General features: G+C 71.4%; 20 protein-coding genes. 6 read left to right on the top strand and 14 right to left on the bottom strand.

Annotated features, from left to right (window positions below):
* Positions 1–8: 8 nt before the first annotated feature.
* Both MRBLMG1_RS27185 and MRBLMG1_RS27180 read right to left on the bottom strand, forming a co-directional pair.
* The gene (locus tag MRBLMG1_RS27185) at positions 9–398 is read right to left on the bottom strand and encodes a cupin domain-containing protein (protein WP_367826760.1); all 390 of its coding nucleotides are present in this window, start codon (positions 396–398) and stop codon (positions 9–11) included.
* 328 nt (positions 399–726) lie between these two features.
* The gene (locus MRBLMG1_RS27180) at positions 727–1,515 is read right to left on the bottom strand and encodes an ArsR/SmtB family transcription factor (protein WP_367826759.1); all 789 of its coding nucleotides are present in this window, start codon (positions 1,513–1,515) and stop codon (positions 727–729) included.
* Between the two features lie 65 nt (positions 1,516–1,580).
* Here MRBLMG1_RS27180 and MRBLMG1_RS27175 point away from each other — a divergent pair, with 65 nt between their 5' ends.
* Both MRBLMG1_RS27175 and MRBLMG1_RS27170 read left to right on the top strand, forming a co-directional pair.
* Entirely contained in the window at positions 1,581–3,044 is a 1,464-nt protein-coding gene (locus MRBLMG1_RS27175) for an MFS transporter (protein ID WP_367826758.1), read from the top strand.
* Positions 3,045–3,414: 370 nt separating this feature from the next.
* Complete coding sequence (locus MRBLMG1_RS27170; protein ID WP_367826757.1) at positions 3,415–4,194, top strand: IclR family transcriptional regulator; 780 nt, start codon at positions 3,415–3,417, stop codon at positions 4,192–4,194.
* 148 nt (positions 4,195–4,342) lie between these two features.
* Here the strand turns inward: MRBLMG1_RS27170 and MRBLMG1_RS27165 are convergent, their stop codons facing one another.
* From MRBLMG1_RS27165 to leuC, 4 genes are read right to left on the bottom strand one after another with little or no spacing between them, the layout of a single operon-like run.
* Positions 4,343–5,347, bottom strand: a complete 1,005-nt coding sequence (locus MRBLMG1_RS27165; protein WP_367826756.1) for a TauD/TfdA family dioxygenase — start codon at positions 5,345–5,347, stop codon at positions 4,343–4,345.
* Between the two features lie 5 nt (positions 5,348–5,352).
* Complete coding sequence (locus MRBLMG1_RS27160; protein WP_367826755.1) at positions 5,353–5,973, bottom strand: cysteine hydrolase family protein; 621 nt, start codon at positions 5,971–5,973, stop codon at positions 5,353–5,355.
* Positions 5,970–6,569: a 3-isopropylmalate dehydratase small subunit gene (gene leuD, locus MRBLMG1_RS27155; RefSeq protein WP_367826754.1), complete on the bottom strand. Its 600-nt coding sequence runs from the start codon at positions 6,567–6,569 to the stop codon at positions 5,970–5,972. Before leuD ends, MRBLMG1_RS27160 begins: the two co-directional genes overlap by 4 nt.
* Positions 6,570–6,583: 14 nt before the next feature.
* Positions 6,584–7,987 carry a 3-isopropylmalate dehydratase large subunit gene (gene leuC / locus MRBLMG1_RS27150; protein ID WP_367826753.1) on the bottom strand — a complete coding sequence of 468 codons (1,404 nt, stop codon included), beginning with the start codon at positions 7,985–7,987 and terminating at the stop codon, positions 6,584–6,586.
* A 230-nt stretch (positions 7,988–8,217) separates the two neighbouring features.
* Here leuC and aroH point away from each other — a divergent pair, with 230 nt between their 5' ends.
* Together aroH and MRBLMG1_RS27140 are read left to right on the top strand one after the other, a co-directional pair.
* A complete protein-coding gene (gene aroH, locus MRBLMG1_RS27145; protein WP_367826752.1) occupies positions 8,218–8,664 on the top strand; it encodes a chorismate mutase in 447 nt (148 codons plus the stop codon).
* Between the two features lie 56 nt (positions 8,665–8,720).
* A complete protein-coding gene (locus MRBLMG1_RS27140; protein WP_367826751.1) occupies positions 8,721–9,635 on the top strand; it encodes a 3-deoxy-7-phosphoheptulonate synthase in 915 nt (304 codons plus the stop codon).
* A gap of 94 nt (positions 9,636–9,729) precedes the next feature.
* Here MRBLMG1_RS27140 and dhaL read toward each other — a convergent pair whose 3' ends face one another.
* Positions 9,730–10,410: a dihydroxyacetone kinase subunit DhaL gene (gene dhaL, locus MRBLMG1_RS27135; RefSeq protein WP_367826750.1), complete on the bottom strand. Its 681-nt coding sequence runs from the start codon at positions 10,408–10,410 to the stop codon at positions 9,730–9,732.
* 289 nt (positions 10,411–10,699) lie between these two features.
* Between dhaL and MRBLMG1_RS27130 the strand changes: the two genes are divergently transcribed.
* On the top strand, positions 10,700–11,431 hold the full coding sequence (locus MRBLMG1_RS27130; RefSeq protein ID WP_367826749.1) for a response regulator transcription factor: 732 nt from the start codon (positions 10,700–10,702) through the stop codon (positions 11,429–11,431).
* Positions 11,432–11,591: 160 nt separating this feature from the next.
* Here the strand turns inward: MRBLMG1_RS27130 and MRBLMG1_RS27125 are convergent, their stop codons facing one another.
* The 7 genes from MRBLMG1_RS27125 to MRBLMG1_RS27095 all read right to left on the bottom strand — a co-directional run bounded on the left by MRBLMG1_RS27125 (position 11,592) and on the right by MRBLMG1_RS27095 (position 23,815).
* Positions 11,592–12,770, bottom strand: coding sequence for a pyridoxal phosphate-dependent aminotransferase (locus tag MRBLMG1_RS27125; protein WP_367826748.1), 1,179 nt, complete (start codon positions 12,768–12,770; stop codon positions 11,592–11,594).
* Between the two features lie 2 nt (positions 12,771–12,772).
* Positions 12,773–14,707 carry an FAD/NAD(P)-binding protein gene (locus MRBLMG1_RS27120; protein ID WP_367826747.1) on the bottom strand — a complete coding sequence of 645 codons (1,935 nt, stop codon included), beginning with the start codon at positions 14,705–14,707 and terminating at the stop codon, positions 12,773–12,775.
* The gene (gene pheA / locus MRBLMG1_RS27115) at positions 14,704–15,570 is read right to left on the bottom strand and encodes a prephenate dehydratase (RefSeq protein WP_367826746.1); all 867 of its coding nucleotides are present in this window, start codon (positions 15,568–15,570) and stop codon (positions 14,704–14,706) included. Before pheA ends, MRBLMG1_RS27120 begins: the two co-directional genes overlap by 4 nt.
* Positions 15,567–16,754, bottom strand: a complete 1,188-nt coding sequence (locus MRBLMG1_RS27110) for a LeuA family protein (RefSeq protein WP_367826745.1) — start codon at positions 16,752–16,754, stop codon at positions 15,567–15,569. Before MRBLMG1_RS27110 ends, pheA begins: the two co-directional genes overlap by 4 nt.
* Before the next feature lie 283 nt (positions 16,755–17,037).
* A complete protein-coding gene (locus MRBLMG1_RS27105) occupies positions 17,038–21,477 on the bottom strand; it encodes a caspase family protein (RefSeq protein ID WP_367826744.1) in 4,440 nt (1,479 codons plus the stop codon).
* Entirely contained in the window at positions 21,474–22,337 is an 864-nt protein-coding gene (locus tag MRBLMG1_RS27100; protein WP_367826743.1) for a hypothetical protein, read from the bottom strand. Before MRBLMG1_RS27100 ends, MRBLMG1_RS27105 begins: the two co-directional genes overlap by 4 nt.
* A gap of 209 nt (positions 22,338–22,546) precedes the next feature.
* Positions 22,547–23,815 (bottom strand): serine hydrolase domain-containing protein, encoded by a 1,269-nt coding sequence (locus tag MRBLMG1_RS27095; protein ID WP_367826742.1) that lies wholly within the window; start codon positions 23,813–23,815, stop codon positions 22,547–22,549.
* Between the two features lie 142 nt (positions 23,816–23,957).
* On the opposite strand from MRBLMG1_RS27095, the gene MRBLMG1_RS27090 reads away from it, so the two are divergent.
* On the top strand, positions 23,958–24,515 hold the full coding sequence (locus MRBLMG1_RS27090; protein ID WP_367826741.1) for a hypothetical protein: 558 nt from the start codon (positions 23,958–23,960) through the stop codon (positions 24,513–24,515).
* The last annotated feature ends 141 nt before the right edge of the window (positions 24,516–24,656 follow it).

The following is a 24,656-nucleotide window of genomic DNA, read 5'->3' as shown; positions in this document are numbered from 1 at the left end:
GGTCCTCTTCAGTTCGTCGGTACGACCGGGGCCTCACGGATGCCGAGCAGGGTGCACCCGGTCTCCGTGCTGATGCGGTGGACGCTACCCGGCTCCTCGATGACGAGGTCGCCGACTCCGTACCGGTCGCCGTTGTCGTTGACCAACTCCCCCTGAAGGACGAACATCAGCTCGTACCCCAGGTGCTCGTGGAGGTCTCCATGGGCTCCGGGATCGAACCGGATGAGCTGGGCCGTCGCCGGGCGGTCGTCGTCGGTCTCGTACAGGGCGTGGATCGCCGTGCCGGTACGGCCCGGCTCGTGCCAGCGCCGCCACTCGACGGAGTCCAGCGCCTCGGGGGACAGCAGGTCGCGCAGCACCGTGACTCTGCGGTCCGTGCGGTTCGGCGTAGTGGGCACGTCGGTGTTCTCCCTCTGGTTCTGCCGGTGTGCGTGTTCCGCGGGCCGGCGTCGTGCGGTGGTTCTTCGGCCCGACCCAGGCTCGGCGCAAGGAGGCCGCACGTCATCGCTCATCAGAGGAAGCTCCGGGGTCCGCTCCTCCGGAGGAGTACACCGATCGGTCGAGAACCACGTTCCGGGGCGGTCCACGTTCCGGGGCGGTGCCCGTTCCCGGTCGGTGGATCTGACGGTCGGCCCATGTCCGGGGCGGTCCATTTCCCGGGGCGGTCCATTTCCGGGGCGGTCCATGTCCCGGCGGTCGCGATGTGCCGGTCAGTCGGCGTGCCCGTCAGTCCGCGGGCCGCAGGCCGAAGGTGCGGGCCAGGCCGTCGGTGCCGTCCTCGGTGACGTGGACGACGCGGGGGCTGGAGCCGTAGCGCAGCCAGCGGAGCTCGAAGAGCCGCGCGGTGAGCGCGGCGCCGACCGCGCCCGCGAGGTGGTGTCGCTGCTCGCTCCAGTCCACGCAGTACCGGATCGGGGGGCGGCGGGCCGGCAGCCGGTCGAGGTCGACTCCGAACCGGGCCAGGGTGTCCCGGCCGGTGCCCGTGAGGTGGTAGTCGATGTCGTGCCCGTATCCGGACACGCCGTCGCGCACCGCCTTCTCGGGGCGGTGGCTGCCGTCGTGCCCGGCGAGCAGGCCGTCCCTGAGCAGGCACTCCAGGAGGCTCACGCCGAGTCGGCCGGCGAGGTGGTCGTAGCAGGTGCGGGAGCGGCGCAGGGCGCCGGCGGTGCTGCTCTCGCGCAGCGACGTGACCGGAAGGGGCGGTGCGATGACGGCCAGCGCCTCCAGGGCGACGCTGACGTCGGGGTTGGCCAAGCGGTAGTAGCGGCACCGGCCGGCGCTTTCCATGACGACCAGCCGCGCCTCCACGAGCTTGCCCAGGTGGACGCTCGCCGTCGCGGCGCTCACCCCCGCCTCGGTGGCGAGCAGTCCGGCGGCCAGGGCGCGGCCGTCGCTGAGCGCCTTCAGCATGCGGGCGCGGGAGGGGTCGGCGATCAGATGGGCGGCCCGGGCGATGTCGGGCTGGTGGTGTACCTGGTCCTGGTTCCGGCGTCGACCGGTCGTCGTCCTTGCCATGCGGCAAGCGTAGTCCGATCACACTTTGACGGGCGACTAAATGTTGCGACCCGAGACTGGATCGCATGACGTCCACTGATCCCTCGCCCTCCCCCGCGCTCGCACCCGGTGCGCCCGCCGGACCGCCGGCCGAGCGCCCTTCCCTTTCCCTTCCGCCGCTCATCGCGCTGAGCCTCGGCTACTTCCTGGTGATGCTCGACGTCACGGTCGTGAACGTGGCCGTGCCCGCCATCCAGGACTCGCTCGACGCCGGCGCGTCGGACCTGCAGTGGATCGTCGACGGGTACAGCGCCTTCTTCGCCGGGCTGCTCCTGGTCGGCGGCGGGCTCGGTGACCGCTTCGGACACCGGACGCTGTTCCTCTCCGGACTGGGGGTCTTCGCCGCCGCGTCCGTGGGCTGCGCGCTGGCGCCCTCGGCGGGCGTCCTCATCGCCGCCCGGCTGGCCCAGGGTGCCGGGGCCGCTCTGCTGGTTCCCGCGTCGTTCGCCCTGTTGCAGGCGGCCTACCCCGACCGGGCCCAGCGTGCCCGGGCGGTCGGCTACTGGGGGCTCGTGTCCGCGGTCGCCTTCGGCGCCGGACCCGCGGTCGGCGGGATGCTGGTCGCGGGGTTCGACTGGCGCGCGGTGTTCTGGGTGAACCTGCCCGTGGCCGCGGTGGCGGTGCTGCTCACCCTGCGCCACGTGCCGGCCCCGGGCCGCAAGGACCGGCCCGGCCGGATGGATCCGGCCGGTCTGCTGCTGGGGGTGCTCGGGCTGCTCGGCGTGGCCGGTGCGCTCAACGAGGCGGGGTCCGCGGGCTGGTCGTCGCCTGAGGTGCTGGCGATGTTCGCGGGTGGCGTCGTGTGCCTGACGGCCTTCGTCTTCGTCGAACTGCGCCTGGAGGCGCACGCGGCGGTGAGGCCGGAGGGCAGGCGGCCGCTGCTGCCGCCGTCGCTCTTCCGCGAGGTCAGGCTCACGGCCACGAACATCATCGGCCTGCTGCTCAGCTTCGGTTACTACGGGCTGCTCTTCGTCGCCACGCTGTACTTCCAGCAGGAGCGTGAACTCAGCGCGCTGAGCACCGGGTTCGCCCTGCTGCCGTCGGTCTGCATGGGCTTCCTCGCGGCGCCGCTGTCGAGCCGCCTGACCGCCCGCTTCGGTCCGTACGTCCCGATGGCGGGGGCGCTGCTGCTCGGGAGCGTCGGTTTCCTGGGCTGGTTGGCGGCCGGCCCCGACACCCCGTACCCCGTACTCCTCTTCGCGCTCATGGCGACGGGCCTCGCGACACCGGTCACCGTGGTGGCGGCGACCGTGGCCGTCATGGAGGCGAGCCCCGCGGAGAAGGCCGGCACCGCGTCGGCGGTGTTCAACGTGTCCCGTCAGGTGGGCAGCGCGATGGGCGTCGCCCTCTTCGGCACGCTCGTCGGCACGACGGACGGGATGATCGGCGGGCTGCACGTGTCGGCGGTCATCGCCGCGGTGGCGTTCCTGTCGGCATCCGTGCTGGCCGCGGTCACCGGGCGCCGTGCCGACGCCGTCCGGGCCGGGTGACGTCGCCGACATCCGATCGACAGCCCTTCCGGTCGCCGCGGGCGGCGGGCTCCGAAGCTTCCGGCCATGGTCCGGCGGCCGAGGGGCGCGCCGCCCGCAGCGCCGTCCGCGCACTCGTCCGCGGTGGAGGGGCGCGCCACGCGCTTCGCCGCCCGCATCGCCGTCCGCCCGCGTCTGCCGGTCGAGGCCCCGGCCCGAGCACTCCGTCCGGCAGTCCGCGGTTGGTACTCCGCGGTTGATCATCCCTCGGCCGTAATCTCCCCTTCCGCGCCTTCAGGGCGTAAACTTCGCCCGTCGATCGGTCAGCAGGTGCGTCACGGCGCGACACTATTCTGAACGGCGTTCCGCCATACTGATTGCGAGTTGAAGCATGGTGCAGTCCGTTCAGCGTGCCGCACGCATCCTGAGGGAACTGGCGACACACGGTCCCCGCCTGGGTGTCACCGAGCTCGCCGAGCGGATCGGAGTCTCCAAGCCGACCGTGCACGCCCTGCTGCAGACCCTGGAGGCCGAAGGGCTGGTCAGGCAGGAGAAGGGGACGAGCAAGTACCTCCTGGGGATGGCACTGCTTCGCCTCGGCAACTCGTATCTGGAGACGCAGGAACTGCGGTCCCACTCGGTCGCGTGGGCGAACACCCTGGCCGAGCGCACCAGCGAGGCGGTGTGGGTGGCGGTGCTCGACGACGACCGGCACGTACTCGTCGTGCACCACGCCTTCCGGCCCCGCAGCGGGGTGCAGATCCCGGACGTCGGCGCCAGCGTTCCGTGGAACACCTCCGCACTCGGCAAGTCGCTCGTGTCCTTCCTTCCGTCGCAACGACAGCGCGAACTGCTGGACGGCGATCTCGCCCGGCTGACCGGGCACAGCGTGGTGGACCCGGTGGTGCTGGCAGACCAGTTGGAGGCGATCCGGCAGACCGGTTACGCGCTGGAGGACCAGGAGAGCACCCTCGGCGAGGCCTGCATCGCCTCGCCGGTGTTCGACCGCTCCGGCGAACCGGCGGGCGCGATCGGCATCCTCGGCCCCGTCGAGCGGCTCCTGTCCAAAGCGAACCGGCAGCGTCACGCCATCGCCGTACGCGATGTGGCGACCCTGCTCTCCCGCGAGCTCGGGGCGGGCCGGGGCGTCGCCTGGCGCGTGACCGACTGACCCACTGGCCGACTGGCCGACTGGCCTATCGACGTACCAGCCTACTGACCGGCTGACCGGCTGACAGCGGCCCCGTACACGCGAGGGGCAGGTGCGCGGGAACACCTCCCGCGCACCTGCCCCTCGGATCCTGCGGTCCGCCCGGTGGTCAGTCGCCGACCCGGCCGGCCACACCCTCCACCCAGCGGTCCGCGAAGCCGTCCGCGACGGCCTGGCTGCGCAGGGTGTACGTCTTCAGGAGCCAGCGCGAGCGCGACCGTTCGGGGTCGTTGACCTCGATCAGCTCGCGGCTGTGCAGCCCGTTCTGGTTGGCGAAGACCAGCAGGTCGCCCTCGAGGATGCGGTGCCGCTTCTTCTCCGCGCGGGTGAGCGCGTTCTTCAGCTCGATCAGGGCGTCCTTGGCCTCGCCCGGAGCGTCCGGCGCGACCGTGGTGTGCGTGTCCAGGTAGCGGATGCCGTAGTCGCCCTGGAAGATCGCGTGCTTCTCCGAGAGGGTCAGGCTGCTGTTGTTGTCCCGGGAAACCACGTCGAAGGGGGTGACGAAGTGCGCCTCTCCCAGGACGCGAAGGGTGTCCTCGGAGAGTCCGGCGCGCAGTGTGCGGGCCTCGACGAGGCTCGTGCAGGTGTATTCCTGCACCGGGCAGCGCATGCCCAGCAGGCTGATGTAGTCGGCGCGCACGGGGTGGGCGGTGCGGTCGTTGTGGTAGACGAGCTCGCCGTCGCTGTATCCGGTCTGCTTCCCGTGGTACTTGCTGATGGAGTACACGTCGGTGAAGAAGTCGCCGTTGAAGCGGGTCGCGTACGCCATCACCGGGGTGCGGGTCAGCTGCGCCACGAGCTCGAGGAAGCCCTCGCCGACGAAGGTCAGCTTGTGGGCGTACTTGTCCGCCTGCGGGTCGTCGTGCCCGAGCTCGGGAAGGTCCTTGTCCACGGGGCAGTTGCGGAGCACGTGCGTGTCGGAGACGCCCGCCGCCCGCTCCGTCCGGATCTGCTCGGCGGCCTGGAGCAGCGAGTCGGGGACGTTGCCCGCCGTCGCCCGCCGTACGGCGGCGGAGAAGGCGTGGTAGTCGTCGTACGGGTTGGTGTCGATGGTCTCGAGAACCCCGTACAGTTCGTCCTTCTCCCGGTCGGTCATGAGGTAGAACGGCTGCATCGGTGTCACTCCTTCTCTTCGGTCACGTTGTCGTCGGCGGCCCGGACCCGCCCCAACGCCGCGTCCACCGTGGTGACTTCGGCGGTGCGGCGCAGCAGGGTGAGCGCCGCCTCGTGCAGTTCCGGACTCGACGTGGCGGTGGCGTCCTCCAGGACCTCCACGTGGAAGTCCAGGTCGTGGGCCTCGCGGGCGGTGGACAGGATGACGAGGTCGGTGGTCACCCCGGTCAGCAGCAGCGTGTCCACGCCGAGGGAACGCAGGGTCAGTTCGAGGTGCGTCCCGAGGAACGGGTTGATCCGGCGCTTGGCGATGACCGGGTCATGGGCCTCGGGCTTGAGGGAGTCGTGCACCTCGGTGCCCCAGGTCCCCAGGATCAGCCGGTCGCCGTCGGCCGCCTCGGTGAACAGCGGCGACACCGGCGACCAGTCCGGGAGCCCCGGCGAGAAGCCGACGACCACGTAGACGACCGGTATGCCTCGTTCACGGGCGTGGTCGATGGCGCGGCGGGCGTGGCCGAGGACGCCTCTGCTCTCGATCTGGTCGAGGCAGACGTCGTTGTACTTCCCGTCGGGGTGGGCGATCTCGTTGATGAGGTCGAGCACCAGCAGGGCAGGGCGCCGGGTCATCGGCCGCTCCTCGTCGTCGTGGGCAGGAGCGGGCGGCGCCGTCGCTCGTGCGCGCTGATCTCCGCCTCGTGGCGCAGGGTGTCGCTGATGGTGTCCGCGCCGCGCAGCAGCCGGTCGCGAGCACCTTCGTGGATCTCGAAGGTCTCGGTCCGGTCGGCGAACCGGACCTGGCGCTGCTCGAGGTCCACGGTGACCGGCGTGGTCGGGTCCGCCTCGGTCAGCTCCCACAGCCGCTCCACGGCGTCCGGGGGCAGCACGACGGGCAGCAGGCCGCGCATGAGGGCGTTCTCGCGGAAGATGTCACCGAAGCTCGCGGCGATCACGACCCGGATCCCGGACTTCTGCAGAGCCCAGACGGCGGACTCCCGGGAGGAGCCGGTGGCGAACTCGTTGCCCGCCACGAGGACGGTCGCGCCCTGGTACTGGGGCAGGTTCGAGGGGAACGCCGGGTCGTCCCGCCAGTCCCCGAACAGGCCGTTGCCCTGGCCGGTCGGGCTGAAGTAGGGGACGAAGCGGGCGGGGATGATCTGGTCGGTGTCGACATTGCTGCGGCGGAGCGGCAGGGCCGTACCGACGTGCACGGTGAACTGTTCCATTGCGGTGCGTGGCCTCACAGGTCGGTGGGGGCGGTGATCCGGCCGGCGACGGCGCTGGCCGCGGCCACCGCCGGGGAGGCGATGTGCGTGCGCGACCCCTTGCCCTGCCGGCCCTCGAAGTTGCGGTTGCTGGTCGACACGGCGCGCTGTCCGGACCGCAGCCGGTCCTCGTTGAGACCGCAGCACATGGAGCAGCCGGCGATGGGGCGGAAGTCCGCGCCGGCACCGGTGAAGACCTGGTCGAGCCCCTCGTCCACGGCCTGCCGGTGCACCGCGGCGGAGCCGGGTACGACGAGCATGCGCACCCCGTCGGCGACCTGGCGGCCACGCAGCACGTCGGCCGCGGCGCGCAGGTCCTCGATGCGGCCGTTGGTGCAGGAGCCCACGAACACGGTGTCGATGCCGATGTCGGTCAGGCGGCTGCCGGGCTTCAGGTCCATGTAGTCGAGGGCGCGTTCGGCCGCGGCGCGCTGCGTGGCGGTGTCGAAGTCGGCCGGGCTCGGCACGCGGCCGTCGAGGGGCAGGCTCTGTGACGGATTGGTTCCCCAGGAGACGTACGGCCGGATCGCCGAGGCGTCGAGGGTCACCTCCTTGTCGAACCGCGCGTCCGGGTCGGTGCGCAGGGATGTCCAGTACGCGACCTCGGCGTCCCACTCCGCTCCCCGGGGCATTCCGGGACGGGTGCGCAGATAGGCGAAGGTCGTCTCGTCGGGGGCGACGAGCCCCGCCTTGGACCCGGCCTCCACCGACATGTTGCACAGGGTCATGCGCCCTTCCATCGACAGCGCCTCGACGGCCGGACCCCGGTACTCGATGATGTGCCCCTGGCCGCCGCCGGTGCCGATGGCCGCGATCAGCGCCATCACCAGGTCCTTCGCCGTCGTGCCCGCCGGGAGCGCGCCCGTGACGTTGACGGCCATGTCCTTGGGCCGACGCGTCCACAGCGTCTGCGTGGCGAGTACGTGCTCCACCTGGCTGGTGCCGATGCCGAACGCGATGGCTCCGAAGGCGCCCAGGGTGGTGGTGTGCGAGTCGCAGCACACGGCCGTCATACCGGGCCGGACCAGGCCCTGCTCCGGACCGACGACGTGCACGATGCCGTGCTCCGCATCTCCTCGCCGGTACATCGGGATCCCGAAGGCGTCGGAGTTGTCCCGGAGCTGGACGGACTGCCGGCGGCCCGCGGGGTCGTCGAAACCGTCGAGGGGGGAGGTGGTGGGCACGTTGTGGTCCTCGGTGCTCACCGTCAGCTCGGGGCGCCGCACGGTGCGTCCGGCCGCCCGCAGGCCGTCGAACGCCGCCGGTGTGTTCACCTCGTGGAGCAGGTGGAGATCGACGTAGAGCAGGTCGTCTCCCCCTGCTTCGCCCTTGAGGACCGTGTGGTCGGCCCAGACCTTTTGCGCAAGCGTTGAACCCATGGCCGCCATGCTCCCGGCACGTGCCGTGCCCGGGCATCGGCCGATGGTGGAGGCCTCCTTCGCCGGTGCACGGCGCTCCTCCTTCCGCGCACGCGGGCCGCGGCGGCCGGTCGGGTCCTCCGTCGGTGGATGACGGGGGCGCACGGGTCCGATCAGGATGACACCGCGTCCCGCGCCTGTTCGATCCGCCCGTCGGCATCTCCGGAGAAGAAGTGAACGGACATCGTGAAGTGAACGGACACCCCGACGTCGAGCCCGTGGGCCCGACGGCAGCGCCACCCGCGTCCCGGGTGCTGGCTCTGCGCGGTGCCACCCAGGCGGCGTCGAACGATCCGCACGAGATCGTGCGGGCCACGACGGAGCTGCTCCGAGAACTCGTCACGCGCAACGCGCTCGACCCGGCCGACCTGATCAGCATCTGGTTCACCGCCAGCCCGGACCTCACCGCCGCGTATCCGGCCCGCGCCGCCCGGGAGATGGGGTTCGTGGACGTGCCGCTGATGTGTGCGAGCGAGATCGACGTGCCGGGCGGCAGTCCGCGCGCGGTACGCGTGCTGATCCACACCCATTCCGCCCGGCCGCGGGCCGCGGCCGCGCACGTCTACCTGCACGGCGCGGCCTCGCTGCGCCCCGACCTGGTCGCGGCCGCGCCCTCCGCCGGGTCGGCGGAGGTCTGACCGTGCCCTCGCCCGATTCTCCGGTGGACGCGGCGACGGTACGGGGGGAACCGGCCGTGCCGCCTGATCGGGTCACCCGGGAGGGGACCGAGGTCCTCCGGCGGTTGCTGGCCAGTGCCGCCGCCGGCGAGTACCAGGTGCTCCAAGCCGGGGGTCCCGTCGAGAAGACCCGCATCGGGGACGACCCTGGGGCCGTCGCCCGCGAGACGGGGCTCCTCGACGCGCTGGCCGGGATCATGAGGGTCAACGGCGGCGGACCGGTGCTACGGATCGGCCGGGAGCGGGCGAACCGCGGCCCCCTGCCCGACGGGGATCGCGTGTGGACGAGCCACGAGGTTCTGGTGCCCGACGACGAGCTGCCCTTCCTGCGGCGCACACCGACGGGTCGGCCCCTGCTGACGTCCACGCACCTGCCGTGGCTCGGCGCACATGCCCTCCGGCCGGACGGGGTCCGGGCCCGGCTACTGGCCCGGGTCGCGAACCCGATCGCCTGCGAGGTCGGACCCGACACCACTCCCGACGCATTGGTACGCCTGTGTCGCGTGCTGGATCCCGGTCGGACGCCCGGCCGCCTCACGCTCGTCTCTCGGATGGGCGTCTCCCGTGTCGCGTCGGAGCTGCCCCGTCTCGTGAGCGCGGTGCGACGGGCCGGCCATCCGTCGGCGTGGCTGTGCGACCCGATGGGCGGGAACACGTTCACCGCTCTCTCGGGCCACCGCTCCCAGTTGGTGTCGATGGTGATCGAGGAGGTCGTGGCCTTCCAGCGGGCCGTCGTCGAGGCCGGCGGAGTGGCCGCGGGGTTGCGCCTGCTGACCACCCCGGACCCGGTGACGGAATGCGCTTGGGGGTTCGGTGACGTGGACCGGGTGGCCGAGCGCGCGACCTCGCCGTGCGATCCGCGGCTGAACGCCCAGCAGGCGTTCACCGTGGTGGGCGCGTGGGGGCCTCCTCGGCGGGACGCCGGGGTGTGAGACGGAGGAGGCCGCGTCGAGGACCGGGGAGGCGGGGCCTCGTCGGGTCCCGGATCGCGGGGCCGCGTCACGGCCGGGGAGGGCGGACCCGCGTTCACACTCCGGGCATGCACGCGATCCGTACATAGGAGTACTCCGGTTCCGGGCCGGCCGTCACCTCCGTGGCGAGTGATCTGAAGAGCATCTCCGTGGAGGCGGCACCGGGGTCCAGGTGGCCGACGCTGCGATAGCCGAGGTACGAGGCGCGGCCCTTGCGCGCCTGCATCGGGATGGTGGACCGGGCGCCCGTCTTGGCGGCCGCGGCGGCGGCCGTCGCGGCCTCGCCGAGGTCGCCGCCCCGCGCGCATACCGCGCGGAACGCCGTCACGGCGGGGGCGTAGGCGTCGACCATGGTCTTGTCGCCCGCGACCGCCGCTCCCAGTCTGACGACGGCGTCGAGTCCCGCCTGCAGCGCGTCGCCGAGTCGGGCCACACCGGCCCGGTCGCCGTGGAGCGCACCGCCCATCGCCTGGAAGGCGCTGCCGTACAGCACCCCCGCGGATCCTCCTACGTGGTCACGGAGCAACAGCCCGGCCTCGTCGAGGAGTTCGCACGCGGTGCCCGGCGCCTGGTCCCGCAGCAGCATGCGGCGGACGTGGGACGCGCCCCGGCGCATGTTGATGCCGTGGTCTCCGTCCCCGATCGCGGAATCGAGAGCGGTGAGCCTTTCCTCGCCCTCTTCGACGGCCCGTGCGAACCCTCGGAGCCACGCCCTGGCCAGCGCATCGTCCTGCATGCTTCCCCCTCCGCTGCGGCGGCACACGGAAGCCCTGCACCCGACGGCGATGGCGGGCGGCCCCCGGCTCTCGACCGTAGGTGGGGACTCTGTCGGGCGTCAACAAACGCCAGACCAAGGAAGGATCAAGGCGATCACCTTGGAAATGGAGGGTTTTCGCCCATCCGTGCCCGGAGTCGCGTGCGGAGCGTTCAAAATTAGCCATAACGCTGTTCATCATTGCTGAACAGCGTTCTCGATTTTAGGCTTCTTCGGCAGGCATCGAACAATCTGACGAAGGGCGCACCTCATGTCTCTGGAACGTGATCTCTTCGGCGCGGAGCACGCCGAAGACGACACAGCTCGCGTGCTGGTCGCGGATCACGACCCGATCTCCCGTCACGTCCTGACCCGCGTCCTCGGCGCCTCGGCGCACCTCGACGTGGTGGGCAGCGTGAACAACCAGCAGCCGCTGCGGCAGTGGCCGCTCGACCGCGTCGACGTCGCCGTCCTCGCGGTCGCCCCCCGGGAGGACGCCACCGGCCTGATCCGCCAACTGGACCTGCGCCAGGTGAGGGTGCTGGTCGTCGGCACCGGCTGGACCCAGCGGCGCCTCGACGCCTTCTTCGCGGCCGGCGCCACCGGCTGTCTCGTGAAGAACATCAACGTCGCCAAGCTCGCCACGGCCATCCGTGCGGTGGCTTCCGGCCACACCGTGCTCTCGCCCGAACTGCGCACCCTGTACGCCCGTCCCACCGGAGCGGCACCGGCCCCCACCTCCGCCGGTTCCAAGGATCTCCTGCACACCCTCACCTCGCGCGAGCAGGAGGTGCTGCGCAACCTCACGGAGGGCATGTCGACGGCCGAGACCGCTGTCCGCCTCCGGGTCTCGCCCGCCACCGTCAAGAGTCACATCTCCCACGCGCTGACCAAGCTCGGCGCCCGCAACCGGCTGGAGGCGGTACTGCTGTTCCAGCGGTCCTGCACCACGGAGGGGGAATCCTTGCCCGTCGCCCCGGCCCGGCCCGCCGAAGTGGCCTGAAGTCCGCGGCATACCCCGTGCACTCCCCGTACCCCGCGTACCCCGCGTACCCAGCGGAAGAGTGCCGACCACGCCCACGGACCGGGCCACGGCAGACGTGCCGGGAGGCCGGCAGCCCCACTCGGGGCTGCCGGCCTCCCGGCGTCCGTGTCGGTTCCCGTCAGTTCCCCGCCCACTGGGTGGCCAGCCGAGACAGCCGCTCCCCCGCACCTTGCAGGACCTCGCGGGACGCCGCGAACGACAGCCGGACGTAGCCCTCGCCGCCCGCGCCGAAGGCCGAGCCCGGGGCCACGGTGACCGCGGCCTCGTCGAGCAGCCGCTGCGCGAAAGCGGCCGACGACAGCCCCGTCCCGCGTATGTCGGCGAACGCGTAGAACGCGCCCTCGGGGTGGGCGCAGGTGACGCCGGGTAGCGCGGCCAGGGCCGAGACCGTCATGTCCCGGCGCACCGTGTACTCCTTCAGCATCGCCGCGACGTCGTCGGCCGTCCGGGTCAGCGCCGCCACTCCCCCGCGCTGCACGAACGACGCGGCGCAGCTCACCGTGTGCTCCTGGACCTTGAGCGCCTGCGAGATCAGCGGTTCGGGCCCTGCCAGATAGCCGAGCCGCCAGCCCGTCATCGCGTACGCCTTGGAGAAGCCGTTGACCGTGAGCGTCCGCTCCGCCGCGCCGGGCAGGCTCGCCAGGCTGAGGTGGACGCGGCCGTCGTAGACGATCTTCTCGTAGATCTCGTCGACGACGAGGACGAGGTCGTGCTCGACCGCGAACGCGACGATCTCCTCGGCCTCCTCGCGATCGAGTACGTGCCCCGTCGGGTTGGCCGGCGTGTTGACGACCAGGGCCCGGGTCCGGTCCGTCACCAGGTCCTCAAGGACCTGCCGCGACAGCCTGAACCCGTCCTCCGCACGGAGTTCGGCCGCCACCGCGCGGGCGCCGAGCAGACCTGCCATCGCCGGATAGCTGACCCAGGCAGGCGTGGGCACGATGACCTCGTCACCCGGGTCGAGCACGGTCATCAGCGCGGTGAACAGCGCCTGCTTGGCCGAGGGGGTGACGATGACGCCGGTGGCCGGATCCACCTGGACGCCGTTCTCGACGGCCAGCTTGTCCGCCACGGCCCGCAGCAGCTCGGGAACGCCCCGGCTCGGGGTGTAGTGGGTGTCTCCGACCCGCAGCGCCGACACGGCCTCCTCGACCACCGGCGCCGGGGTGGGGAAGTCCGGTTCGCCGCCGCTGAGGTCGAGCACCTCGACCCCCTCCCGACGGAGTCGCTGGACCGTCTCCAGCAGGGCGACGGTCGCGGACCGCTCCACATGGGAGAACCGCTGTGCGACACGCATGCTCAACCCACCTTCCTCTCCGGCGATCGCTCGCCTGCCTTCTCCGCGCCCGAGCCGACCAACTCGGGCGTCTGCGCCCGGGACACCTCGACCCGGGACACGGGGCGCAGCGCGTGCGCCGCTATCGCGTCGGCGTCATGGACGAAGTCGCTCCACATGCCCGGCCTGCTGCTGCCGACCTGCATGAACCACCTGGTGTGCTCGGTGGGGATGCCGAGCACGTACATGTCCTCGTCGATTCCGCCGTCAGCGGCCACGGGGTGGAACGGACTCTTGGTCACGGCGACGCCGCCGGTGTCGTAACCGGCGCCGCCGCTGTGGTTGACGTAGCTCGTCCACGCGCCGGACTCACGCAGCCTCGTGGTGAGCGGGCTGAGGTCGCTGCGCAGGTCGGGGCTGGGAATCCGCGCGTCGACCACCGTCGTCACCGGAACGGCGGAGCCGGGGACCTGGGCCGAGGACACCACGTACACGCCCTCGGCCGGATCGCTGTCGAAGCGGGTCCGCGGCCCGACGATGCGCAGCAGCCCGCAGTCGAGCAGGGCGAGGACCTGCTGGAGGCGCTCCATCGGCGGCCCTGCCGCGAGGAACGAGGCCCTGGGCACGTACCAGCCGAGGAAGTCCTCCTTCTGCGAGCGCCCGGTCAGCCCGGAGAAGTCGATCAGCTCGCGAAGGACCCAGCGGGTGTCGCGCATGACGTCGAGCGCGGCCTTGAGCGGCGAGTCGACGTTGCCCGCTTCGGCGCGCGCGAGATCCCGCTCGATCTCCTCGCGCAGCGCGCGACCGAAGTCCTCCGGGCCCGCGAAGGCACGGTCCGCGAACGGCCGGGCGAGCGCGTCGATGTCGATCGGCGGCACGCCCGGCGGTCCCAGACGTGCGGCGATGGCCTCCACGGAGGGCACGCCCTGCTCGGCGGCGAGCTCCACCGCGGCGACGAACCGGTCGGCGGCCTCGCCGCCGAAGGCGCGCCGCAAGGCCGTGCCGTAGTACACGAGCTCGATCTCGGCCGTCAGCCACGGGAGGACGTGCCGGGTGAAGTCGAGCGGGCCGCGCGGCTGGTGGGACCGGATGCGCGCCGGGGTGAACAGCACCGGGCGGTAGGAGTACTGGGGCGGTTTCTGGTTCCGGCCGCGGGCCGGCAGTGGCATTCCGCTGCGGGATCCGGCCACGATCACCGGCTCCTGGCCGCTGGGGTGGTAGACGAGCGTGCCGTCCTCGGCCGGGGCGAACCGACCGCCTCGGCCGATGGTGAGCGCCGCCATCACGTCGTAGAAGGACAGACCGAGACCGATGACGCCGACGCCGGAGCCCGGGGCGATCTCGTGCAGGGGCATGTCGGCGGCCGACTCGCCCTGGATGTAGCGGAGTTCCGGGTGCTGCCGGGCGAGGTCGGCGAGGTCGCCCTCCCTGCCGGTGAGCTGGTGCCTGGAGTGCCCGGTCGCCAGAACGACCCGGTCGACGTCCAGCCGCTCGCCGCCCGACAGGGCGATCCGGTACCGACCGTCGAGTCGTACGACCTCCTCGACGCGTTCCTTGATGCTCCGCAGCCGGACACCGGCCGGCAGGGTCTCCGTCACGGCATCGAGCACCGAGCGCAGGTACCTCCCGTACTGCCCGCGTGGCGCGTAACTGTCCGGGCCGGGGTAGTCCCCGACGGACTCCCACCACTCGCCGAACGACGGGCCGGCCCCGGCTCGTGCCGGGCCGCCGTCCGGCAGGCCCGAGTACGCGGAGCACTGGCCCGCCACGGTGTTCATCAGGAACCAGTCGGGCTGGTCGGTCCGATAGACCTGTCCGGCCCCCGGCTCCACCGCGTCGACCAGGAAGATGCGGACGTCCAGGGGGCCCGGGTGTTCCCCGAGACGGGCCGCGAGCCGTTCGAGCACCATCATTCCTCTGGGCCCGCTGCCGATCACAGCGATGCGCGTCGCACTCATGCGGCTGCCTTCTCCCCCTTGACCTCACGGTCGACGATGTACGGATAACTCCCCAGCAGGCTCAGCGAGTCGACACCCTGGCGCATGGCCTCGACGGCCTCCGCCATTCCCGGATGCGCGATGTGCCGGTCGACCTCGACCAGGAAGTGGTAGCGCCCCCGCGCGGTCTGCCGGGGCCAGGACTGGATCCAGGCGATGGACACCTGCCGCCGGCTCAGCTCGCCGAGCACGCCGGTGAGCACGCCGGGATCCGAGCGGTCGGAGGTGATCAGCAGCGCGGTGCGGTCCTGTCCGGTGGGCGGCCCGTCGGGGCCGCTGGGGCGCAGTGACACGAAACGTGTCATGGCGTCGCGGCGCGTGCCGATGTCGTGGGCCAGCACGGTCAGCCCGTAGCGTGCGGCGGTCTCGGGGGCGGCGATCGCGGCGTCGGTGGCCGCCCCGCCCGCCGCCAGTGCCGCGGCGGCCGCCGCTGTGGAGTCGGCGACGACCGTCTCCGCGTGCGGCAGGTACCGGTCCACCCACTGCCGGCACTGGCCGTGCGCGTGCGGATGGCTCACCACCCGCCGTACGTCGGACAGCCTCGTTCCCTCGGCCGCCATCAAGGCGAAGGTGACCCCGATCGTCACCTGGGCATCGATTCTGAGCTGCCCGGCGTGCGCGACGAGTTCCCCGAGCGTGGGCGGAACCACGCCGCTGACGGAGTTCTCCAGCGGGACCACCGCCCTGGCGAACCTGCCGGACCGCAGGGCCTCCACCGCCGCCGGGACGGTGGGGAAGGGGACAGTGTGCCGGGCGGAGGGCGCGAGCCGCCGGACGGCGGACTCCGTGAAGGTGCCCTCCGGGCCCAGATAGGCGTACTTCATCGCGCCGCTGCCACCGCCAGGCGCGTGCCGAGCTCCCCGGCGAGACGCTCGCGTACGACCGACAGGTCCTCGCAGTCGCCCTGCTCCCGCTCGGCTATGTGGACGCGGTACAGCTCGTCGAGTTCGGCCTCGTCGACGTCCACGTCGAGCTGCTCGATGAGGTGGCGCAGCACGGTCCGCCCGGAGTGGCGCCCGATGAGCAGCGAGCGTTCACGGCCGAAGCGCGCGGGCTCGACGTACTCGTAGGTGCTCGGGTCGCTCAGCATGCCCTGCTGGTGGATCCCGGCGGCGGTGCCGAAGACGTACTTGCCGAAGATCGGCTTGTTGCGGGGCTCCTCCAGGCGGATGATCTCGCGCAGCCGGTTGTACGCCGCGTACATGGCGTCCAGCCGGACACCGGTGGTCATCCCGAGCAGGCCGGTCTTGTACGCGAGGACGGCGGCGACCTCCTCCAGCGAGGTGTTGCCGGCCCGCTCGCCGATGCCGCCGAGCGCGACCTGGATCTCGTCCGCCCCGGCCGCGAGGCCGGCCAGCGTGTTGGCCGTCGCCAGGCCGAAGTCGTTGTGGCAGTGGGTGGAGACCTTGATGGGCTGCGGGGCCCATCGGCGGATCTTGCCGATCAGGGTGCCGAACTCGTCGGGAGTGTGGCATCCCGTCGTGTCGGCCAGGATGATGCAGGTCGCTCCCGCGTCCACGGCCGCCTCGGTCAGCGCGCGCAGCAGGTCGTCCTCGCCGCGGCTGGCGTCCTCGATGCCGACGGCGATGTCGGTGACGCCCAGGGACACGGCGAACCTCACCGTGTCCACCACCTCCCGGACCGCCGCGTGCCGGGTGATGCCCCGCTTGTGGGACAGGTGGATCTGGCTGCCGGTGGCCACCATCTGCACCTGGTGGTTGTCGACGCCGCCGGCCTCGACGGCGATCTCGACGTCCCGGCGCGTCGTCCGCGAGAACGTGGCGAACTTGGTTCCGGTCAGGTGCCGCGCGATCAGCCGGGTCGCCTCGAAGTCACTGGGCGACGAGGCGGGAAAGCCCGCCTCGATGGTGTCCACCCCCAACCCCGCGATCAGCTGGGCCAGTTCGAGCTTCTGCTCCGGGTTCATCGCGTTACCCGGCGCTTGTTCACCGTCGCGGAGCGTGGTGTCGAAGACGGAAATACGACGGGGTGCTGCGTACTCGTTCACTTCTCCCCCAAGGGCCTGGGATGCACTCGGCCTCCTCAGCCGAACAACCACCGATCCTCGGGAACGGCCGACCCCCCGTCATCCGCTGATGGAGGAACACCGAAAGCCCCACCACCCACTCGGCATCGCCTCCGCGCCTTTGGTGGAGCACGGGTCCACCAACGGCCGTGTCCCCGCACGCGCCCTCCTCCCGGGGCCGATGCCCGCACCGGACCCGATGTGATCGCGAAGTCGCACCGGGGGACACGGGGGTACCAGGGGGTCCCCGGGGATGTCCCGCCGCTCACCCCAGGTGGTTCGGAGACGCGGCCGGGGGGAGGCGGAGGGCGATGACGCCGCTGGGGGTGACGGCGGCGAGGACGCGGTCGTCGACGGGGGCGAGGGAGAGGATGTCGCTGCCGACGGGGATGTCGAGGGCGTGTTCGGGGGTGGCCGGGTCGACGAGGAGCAGGCGGTGGTCCTGGGTGGTCAGGAGGAGGGCGTCGCGTGTGGTGCCGGGTAGGAGGCGGACGTCCGACAGGGCGCAGCCGGCGGGGACGGCCCATCGGAAGAGCGGCTCGCGTTGTGGCGCGGTGAGGTCCCGCACTTCGACGCTGAGCGTGCGCGAGGCCGAAGCGGCCGGTCTGGACCGGGTGAGGTAGGCGATGGCCGGGATGCCCTCCCAGCTGCCCAGGTCGGCCGACTCGTCGAGCCGGAGCGGGGAGGACGCGTTCCACGCCTGGGACGTGCCGCTCGGGAGGTCGATCACACGCAGCCTCCTGAAGTCCCGCACGAGGAGGAAGAGTCTTCCGTCTTCCGCTTCTAGGTGCCGCACGTGCTCGTGGCGGTCATTCGGCAGAGTGTGGAGGAGTTTCCCGGCGAGGTCCCAGACATGCACCTGCTTGGCTTCCGAGCTGAAGACCACCGGCCGCCCTTCCAGCCGACCGACCTGGATCCTGGCACCGACGCTCGCTTCGGGCAGCAGGAGGGAACGCGTGCCGTCCGCCGCCAGTACCCAGGCCTTGGGTTCCCGTTTCGCGCGGTATAGCTGGTAGAGGACGGGAGGAAGTCCCGGGCCGCCTGGTGCCGGGACCAGGCCCAAGACGGGACGGTCGGCCGGCAGTGGCAGGGGCTTGCTTCTGCCCGAGACCGGATCGACGGCGCGGATGTCCTTGGAGCCGTAGGGGGAACTCAGTTTCGCGGTGATCAGTACGGTGCCGCCTTCGAGCTCGGCCACTGCGCAGCGGTGAGCCGGGGAGATCTCGTCGCCCGGGCTCTCCGGATCGACGGAGGCGCCCATCCGCCACAGTTTCAGCGAGTTGCTCGTGTCGGCGGACGCGAGCACCATATTTCCCTCCGGACTGTTCGCCGCCGTCCACGTGCGCGTCGCCCCCGCGGCGATCTGGATCGAGCGGGGCTCGAAGTCCGGGCCGAGTACCTCGTATCGGCCTTCGTTGATCCGGAGCGCCATCGTGTCGGTGCTGCTGCACACCAGGAGGAGCGAGTCGAAAGGGCCGTCAAAGACCCATTCGCGCATCGCAGCGCGGCTGCGGCTCCGGTCGTCGTAGAGCCGTTTGGTGAAACGGAAACCGTTGGTCGTGGCCACCTCGACCCGGCCGTCCGCGACCGCAAGGCCCAGCACCTGATTCCCCCGCAGGCGCCCCGACCACGTCTGTTTCACGGGCCGGCTGCTGTTCGGGTCGAAGGACCAGATACTCATCTGTGCCAAGCGCGGCCGCAATGCCGAGGTGTCGTAACGTTGGCCCCCGCTCGCGGCGGAGACGGTGACCCGACCGTCCCGTGCGCCGATCGCCGTCCACGTCGTCCCGTCCTCGCGGGGTGGCGGCGCCCCGTGGAGCCGCTTCACGTGGCGGCCGGTACACAGGTCCACCAGCCGGACGGTGTTCCCTTCGGGCACCGCGGCGATGCAGGTGTCGCGTACCCGCACGCAGGCATGGGGCAGCGAGGCCACCGGGATCGAGGCGGCCACCGGCGGGCCGAGTCGGGAGCCCGACTCCAGGTCCCACAACGCGAGGAAGGGCCGGTCCCGCTCCGTGTACCTGACGACGATCCAGGGCGCGCCGCTCTCCTGGCAGGCGGCCACCGCTTCGACGTCGCCGGGGACGCCGGACAGCCGGCCGAGGCGTTCACCGGTGCTGCCGTCCCACCACTGGACCCCTATGTCCCGCTGCACGGTGACGATGACAGGTCGCCCGTTCGGGTGGAGCACGGCCAGGCTGTGCGGGGCCGGGGTGAAGGAGCCGAGCGAGCGGTACTGCCCCGGGGCGGTGTCCGCCCACAGCGTTTCCCAGGGCAGCCCTGGTACGTCGTGGGTGACCGCGTCGGCCAGGTCGGTCGCCCCCTCCTGGAGGGCCACCATGCGCAGCTGGGCCGCCTGGCGTGCCGGATCGGGTTCGGCCGCGAGCAGCGGCGCACAGCGCTGGAACGTGGCCGCGGCGGCGCGGGCGGCGGGGGCGGTGACCGCTTCCAGGGCGGTCAGCAGCACGGTGGGTTCCGCGGCCATCAGGTAGCCGGGGTCAAGCACGAGGTCGTCGAGCAGTCCGCAGGCCGCCGCGTGGGTGGCGAGGTGCGTGCGGATGTAGGGGTCGGCGGCGTGCCAGTCGCGCATGCCGGTGTCGGGGTCGGCGGGGACCAGGCCGATCAGCGCTCCGACCATGGCGCGTTGGTCGGCGGACGGGTCCGGGCGCTCGCGCAGCTCCTCGGCGAAGGACTCGTGGTAGAGCCGGTAAACCGATCGCAGGTCCCGGTCGAGGACCTCTACGACATGGGCGTCGGCCACTTCCAAGATCCAGCGGACGTCGTCCGCGGTGACCGGGGTGTCGGACAGGGCGCCCGCGACCGCGGGCCAGACCGAGCCGGCGGGCAGACCCGATCCCTCGGCGAGTGCGAGGGGAAGCAGGAGCGCTCGGGCCCGCTCGTTGTCGCCGCCGGTGGTCTCGGCGAGCGCCCAGAAGAACGCGGAGGACTGCGGACCCGGCAACTGACCTGCCCAGTCGGGCCGTTCCGTATCGAGGGACTCGTCGCGCCGGGCGAGCGTACGGGCCGCCAGCCGGGTGAAGAGGTAGTTGTAGCCGGCCTGTCGGGCGATGGCACGCGCGACGGGATCGGCCTCCAGCGCGGTGTACCGGCCGACGCTGCCGGGACCGTCCGGTGCCTGGAGGAGCTGGGCCGCGTACGCGGTGACGTCGTCGTGGTCCGTCCACTGCGGTTCGTCGAGGTCGAGCGGCGCGAAGCCGGGCCCCAGGTCGTCCACCACCTGCCGTCGCGTACCGACGGCCAACCACACGCACGGCAGCTTCGCGAGGGGTGCGAGGAGCAGGGTCGCGATGCGCTTCGCCTCGTGGACGGAGCCGGATGTGCCGGCCTCGTCCAACGCGTCGACGACGAGCACCAGCGGCTCGGTGCGCCGCTCCAACGCTTGGACGAGTTGGGCGGGTTCGGCGGGGACGGCGGTGGACAGGCCTGCCGCCTCGGCGATCCCGAGCGCCACCTCGGCCAGGGTCTTGTGCCGGGCGTGGATCGCGGCGTCCACCGGTCGGGAGGCGACCGGCTCGCCCGCCCCCATCGGCGCGCTGCCGGCGGTGCCGACCGTCAGCAGGAGGCGGCCCAGGAGGGAGGACTTCCCCGTGCCAGGCCCACCGGTGACCACCACGGCTCGTCCGAAGTCCCGAGTGCCGCCCGCCGCCCAGCCGGAGAGCGCTTCGAGCGCGGCGCGCCGGCCGGTGAAGAACGAGCCCGGGTCGCTCGCGCGTTCCACACCCCGGCCCCGCGGCACGAAGTGGTTCAGCAGCTCCTCGCGCCGCAGGCGTCCTTCCGGGGTCAGCGCCGTCCGCTGTTCGGCCAGGTCGAGGACACCCTCGCCGGGTGCGTCCGCGACATAGCGGGGATTGGGGATGAAGGGATAGCCCTCGCCGCCGGGCAAGGTGCCCCATGTGGCGTGCTGGAAGGGACTGATCACCGACAGCGAAGCGTTGACGTGGTCGACGACCTGCTCGATGTAGAGCTTCGGCTGACGCTGCCCGCCCAGGGTCGGGTCGCGGACGGCTTCGGCCAGAGCGCGCGCGAACGCCCCGTCACGCGCCATCTCCTGCGGCCGGGCGGCGGCGATGACGGAGAACGCGGTGAGCTGCCGCTCGTCCACCTCTCGGGAGGCGAGCAGCCCGGCGGCGAGGCCACGCACGACGTCGACGCCGCCCTGTCCCGCGTAACAGGTGTCGATGATGAGCAGCAGCCGCCGCAGCCCGCACTCGGTGACGATCCCGACCAGGTCCTCGGTGGACAGCGCCGTTCCCCGCAGAAGGCCGGCCTGGCTGTCACGGCACAGCAGGTAGTGGCGGTTGTCGGTGCCCACGTCGCCGTGCCCGCTGAAATACAGTACGAGCGCCCCGTCCTCATCCGTGGCGTGGACCGCCCACCGCGTCAGCGCCTCGCGCAGTTCGGCCGTCGAGAGATCCAGCACGGGAACAGCCGTACCGTATCCGAGCTCGCCGAAGAGACCGCTGACGAGATCCAGGTCCTCGCCCACGCACGGCAGTGGCTCCTGGTGTTCGTAGTTCCCGGTGCCGGCTACGACGACCCAGCGGGACGCAACGCCGTCGGGCGGGCATTCGGTCAGGCCGTCGGGCGGGCCGTCAGGCGGGCCTTCGGTTAGGCCGTCGAGTGGGCCGTCGTTGGGGCCGTCGTTTGGGCCGTCGAGCGGGCCCTCAGTCGTGCTGCTGGTCATGCCGAACCGGGGCTGTGCAGCCCGCGCGCGATGGCCCGTCCCGTTTCGACCGCGGTGAGGTGGTGCTCGATGGCGTGGGCTTGCCATCCGTTGGCGACGAGGACGTCGTCCACGTCGCCGAAGGAGGGCGCCAGCCGTTTGACCAGGGCGACCACGTCCCCGCGGTCGCACACGTTGGTCCAGTGCCGGACACAACCGGGCCGGTGCCCATGCCCCTTGCTCGGGGTCGGCTGCAACCGGTCGAACACCAGGTGCGGAATGCCCAAGGGCGACCCGATGGTGACGAAGTCGAGCGACGGGCCGTCTTCCCACGCCGCCAGCGTCTCGTAGGCGGCGACCGACCCGAGCGAATGGCCCACCACCACACGGGTGTCGGGTCCGATCGCCGCGGCGACCTCCTCCTGCACGCGCCCGCGAATCTCTGCGTCGCCGAGGTAGAGACGCACCTGTTTCAGCACGCCGATCAGGAACCGCTCGGTCGTCCTGGCCAGGAACCTCGAACGGCTGAGCGCGTACAACGCCCGCTGCACGGTCCTCGGCGTGGCGGCTTTCATCCCCTCCGCCTCGGGCGGCGGCACCCGGTCCGGCTCCAGCCGTGCCGCTTCCCGCCACCACGCGTACAGCAGCGCGACCTCATCGGGATCAGAGACATCCCGGTAGGTGTACGCGGGCTCGCCCTTGACCGCACCCCGCGTGCGAAACAGATGTCCGTAGAACGCCACCCCGACGTCCTCAGGCCCCAACTCCTGCCCGCCGGCCAGACTCAACCCGTCAAGCAGCGCTGCGGCGACACCCCCATGAAGCGACCGCGCCCCTAAGAACTGCTTGCCGATCCCGTGCACCACGACCACCGCGGCCATGTCCCCTCCCCCGGTCCCCTGTCGAAAGCTCCGACTGTAGCGCCTCATACGTCCCTCAGATGAGGAAGTCGAACCCTGGATCCTCCCCATGCCTGGCCGCGTGTTACGGCGGACGCGGGCGGTTGGCAGGGCCGGACTGCGGCGAGGCCCATCCCGGGTGATACCGCACCACCACGCTTGGATGATCCGCGATCATCCAAGGGAGACCGTTAGCTGCCGAAAGCGGCGAGGGCCAGCCGTTGGGCCACCGCGGGGACGCCGTCGATGGGGCCGGAGGTACCCACCGCGTAGACCGCGCGCAAGCTGAGGTCCCGCGAGGCGAAGACACCGCTGCGGTACCCCGGATCCGATCCCGTCTTGCCCCACAGGAGTGACCCGTCGGGCAGCGGTGTCGACATCAGCCCCACGCTGAAGCAGGCCGTGCCTTTACCCGGGCCAATGTTGCAGTGAGAGCCGTCCACGTACGGCAGCGGCTTGCCGTCGGCACCCTTCGGTATCGCGAACAGTTCGGCGGCCTGCGCCGGGCGGAGCAGTCGGCCGTCGAACAGCCCGGTGATGAACCGGTCCAGATCCGCCGTGGTCGACGTCATGCTCGCGGGCAGCCCACCCTGCACATTGACGTCGACCAGCTCGCCGCTGCTCCGCGCCAGGTAGCCCGGCAGATACGGCCGCGGCACGGCCGTGCTGCGATTCGGCACCGCGGCCCGGGTGTCCCGCATCTTCAGCGGCTTCAGAATGCGGGTGGTCAGCTCGTACTGGTACGAGTGTCCGGTGATCTCCTCGATGAGCTTCCCCGCGATGCGGTAGCCAAAGGAGTTGTACTCCTGCCGCGTGCCGGGGCTGAAATGCGGCCCCGGGCCCGGCCGGCCCTCAGGACGGAGCGTCTCGCCGATCACCTCGTCGAAGGTCACGTAGTCCAGCCGACCCTCGATCTCCGCGTCCGGGGTGGACTCCGGCGCTCCCTCCAGATCGTGCGGCAGCCCGCTGGTGTGGTCGAGCAACTGCCGGACACTGATCCGCTCCTTGAACCGGTCCTCGGGCAACAACCCAGGGAGGTAGTGCTGGACGCTCTCGTCCAGGTCGACACGGCCCTCAGCGGACAGCTGAAGAAGGATCACCGCCTCCATGGGCTTGCTGACACTGCCGATCCTGAAGTGCGCGCGCGACGAGACGTCCCGCCCGGAGACGACGTCCCCGGCCGCTCCCCGCCACACCTCCCCGTGCTTGTGCACCTCCGCCACGATCCCCGCGGCGCCGTCGCCCGGACGCGGGACGATGGCCGCGTGCAGCTTCGCCCCGTCCAACTCCGGGGCCGGCTCGGCAGTCGCGGCCTGGGCGGGCGCGATGACACCGAGCGCCAGGGCGGCGGTCACGACAAGGGCCGAGGAACGGCGCATGGGACGACTCCACGTCTCGTAGCAATGATCAGGTTCGCTTCGATTCTGTGTGCCCGGCAAGCCCGCGACCACGGGGATCACCCCGGCCCAACCCTGAATCCACCCTGACTCCGCATCAGGGAGAGGCGCTGGGAGTACGAGTGGGTGGTGGGACAGGAGGTGCAGTCGACGCAGTACGTAAACTTTGGTTTACATTCACAGGCGCGACAACTACAGTTGTCTCATGATGGCCTCTGAGATCACCCCAGAAGAGCAGGCAGAGCTCGACAAGGCCCTGTACGACGCCTTGAATCCCCTGGCCTCGGCTATTCGCTCCCGCCAGACCGGGCTGCCGGCGGACCGCATGTGGGAAGCGAATCCTGTCGAAGTGGCGCTGTCCGTCCTGGCCGCCTGGAAGGTGATGGATGTCCAGGTCAGGCGGCTGACGGGGCAGGCGGCAGCAACCGCCGGCTCTTACGGTGCGAGTTATGAGCAGTTGGGGGCTGTCTGGGGCATCACCCGGCAGGGTGCCCGTAAGAAATGGCCCGACGCCGTCAGCCGCCCAGCACCCGCGGCAGCGGGCAAAAGCACGCTTGCACTCTTCGGAGGGACTGCCGAGCTGGTGCAGTCACCTTCCGGCAACTGGGGTTGGGCAGGCCAGGGCGCTGATGGAGCATCCGGCACAGTCGCCGCCGGGACGCGCTACGCGACCGCAGAGGAAGCAGCAGCCCACGCGGGCGCATTTCTCAAGGAACACGCCCTCGGCACCGCGGCGACCAGCTCTAGGCAGTGTCCGCAATGACATTGCGGACACTGCCTAGTCTTCTGAGTCAGGAATTCTGTTCAGATATATAAGCTTGGCCTGTGACACGTACGGGGCGGCCGAAGGCCGAGTTGATCCTGTCGGACGAGGAACGGGCTGCGCTCGAGGGATGGGTGCGGC

Source organism: Streptomyces sp. LMG1-1-1.1 (assembly GCF_040815545.1).
Classification (GTDB): Bacteria; Actinomycetota; Actinomycetes; order Streptomycetales; family Streptomycetaceae; genus Streptomyces.
Note: the sequence above shows the minus strand (reverse complement) of the source record. Positions and strands in the feature narration are given on the sequence as shown.

Bases quoted from the DNA above. Each gene is read 5' to 3' on its own strand.
- MRBLMG1_RS27180 (WP_367826759.1), bottom strand. From the start codon at position 1,515: ATGGCAAGGACGACGACCGGTCGACGCCGGAACCAGGACCAGGTACAC.
- MRBLMG1_RS27175 (WP_367826758.1), top strand. From the start codon at position 1,581: ATGACGTCCACTGATCCCTCGCCCTCCCCCGCGCTCGCACCCGGTGCG.
- MRBLMG1_RS27170 (WP_367826757.1), top strand. From the start codon at position 3,415: ATGGTGCAGTCCGTTCAGCGTGCCGCACGCATCCTGAGGGAACTGGCG.
- MRBLMG1_RS27165 (WP_367826756.1), bottom strand. From the start codon at position 5,347: ATGCAGCCGTTCTACCTCATGACCGACCGGGAGAAGGACGAACTGTAC.
- MRBLMG1_RS27160 (WP_367826755.1), bottom strand. From the start codon at position 5,973: ATGACCCGGCGCCCTGCCCTGCTGGTGCTCGACCTCATCAACGAGATC.
- leuD (WP_367826754.1), bottom strand. From the start codon at position 6,569: ATGGAACAGTTCACCGTGCACGTCGGTACGGCCCTGCCGCTCCGCCGC.
- leuC (WP_367826753.1), bottom strand. From the start codon at position 7,987: ATGGGTTCAACGCTTGCGCAAAAGGTCTGGGCCGACCACACGGTCCTC.
- dhaL (WP_367826750.1), bottom strand. From the start codon at position 10,410: ATGCAGGACGATGCGCTGGCCAGGGCGTGGCTCCGAGGGTTCGCACGG.
- MRBLMG1_RS27130 (WP_367826749.1), top strand. From the start codon at position 10,700: ATGTCTCTGGAACGTGATCTCTTCGGCGCGGAGCACGCCGAAGACGAC.
- MRBLMG1_RS27125 (WP_367826748.1), bottom strand. From the start codon at position 12,770: ATGCGTGTCGCACAGCGGTTCTCCCATGTGGAGCGGTCCGCGACCGTC.
- MRBLMG1_RS27120 (WP_367826747.1), bottom strand. From the start codon at position 14,707: ATGAGTGCGACGCGCATCGCTGTGATCGGCAGCGGGCCCAGAGGAATG.
- pheA (WP_367826746.1), bottom strand. From the start codon at position 15,570: ATGAAGTACGCCTATCTGGGCCCGGAGGGCACCTTCACGGAGTCCGCC.
- MRBLMG1_RS27105 (WP_367826744.1), bottom strand. From the start codon at position 21,477: ATGACCAGCAGCACGACTGAGGGCCCGCTCGACGGCCCAAACGACGGC.
- MRBLMG1_RS27100 (WP_367826743.1), bottom strand. From the start codon at position 22,337: ATGGCCGCGGTGGTCGTGGTGCACGGGATCGGCAAGCAGTTCTTAGGG.
- MRBLMG1_RS27090 (WP_367826741.1), top strand. From the start codon at position 23,958: ATGATGGCCTCTGAGATCACCCCAGAAGAGCAGGCAGAGCTCGACAAG.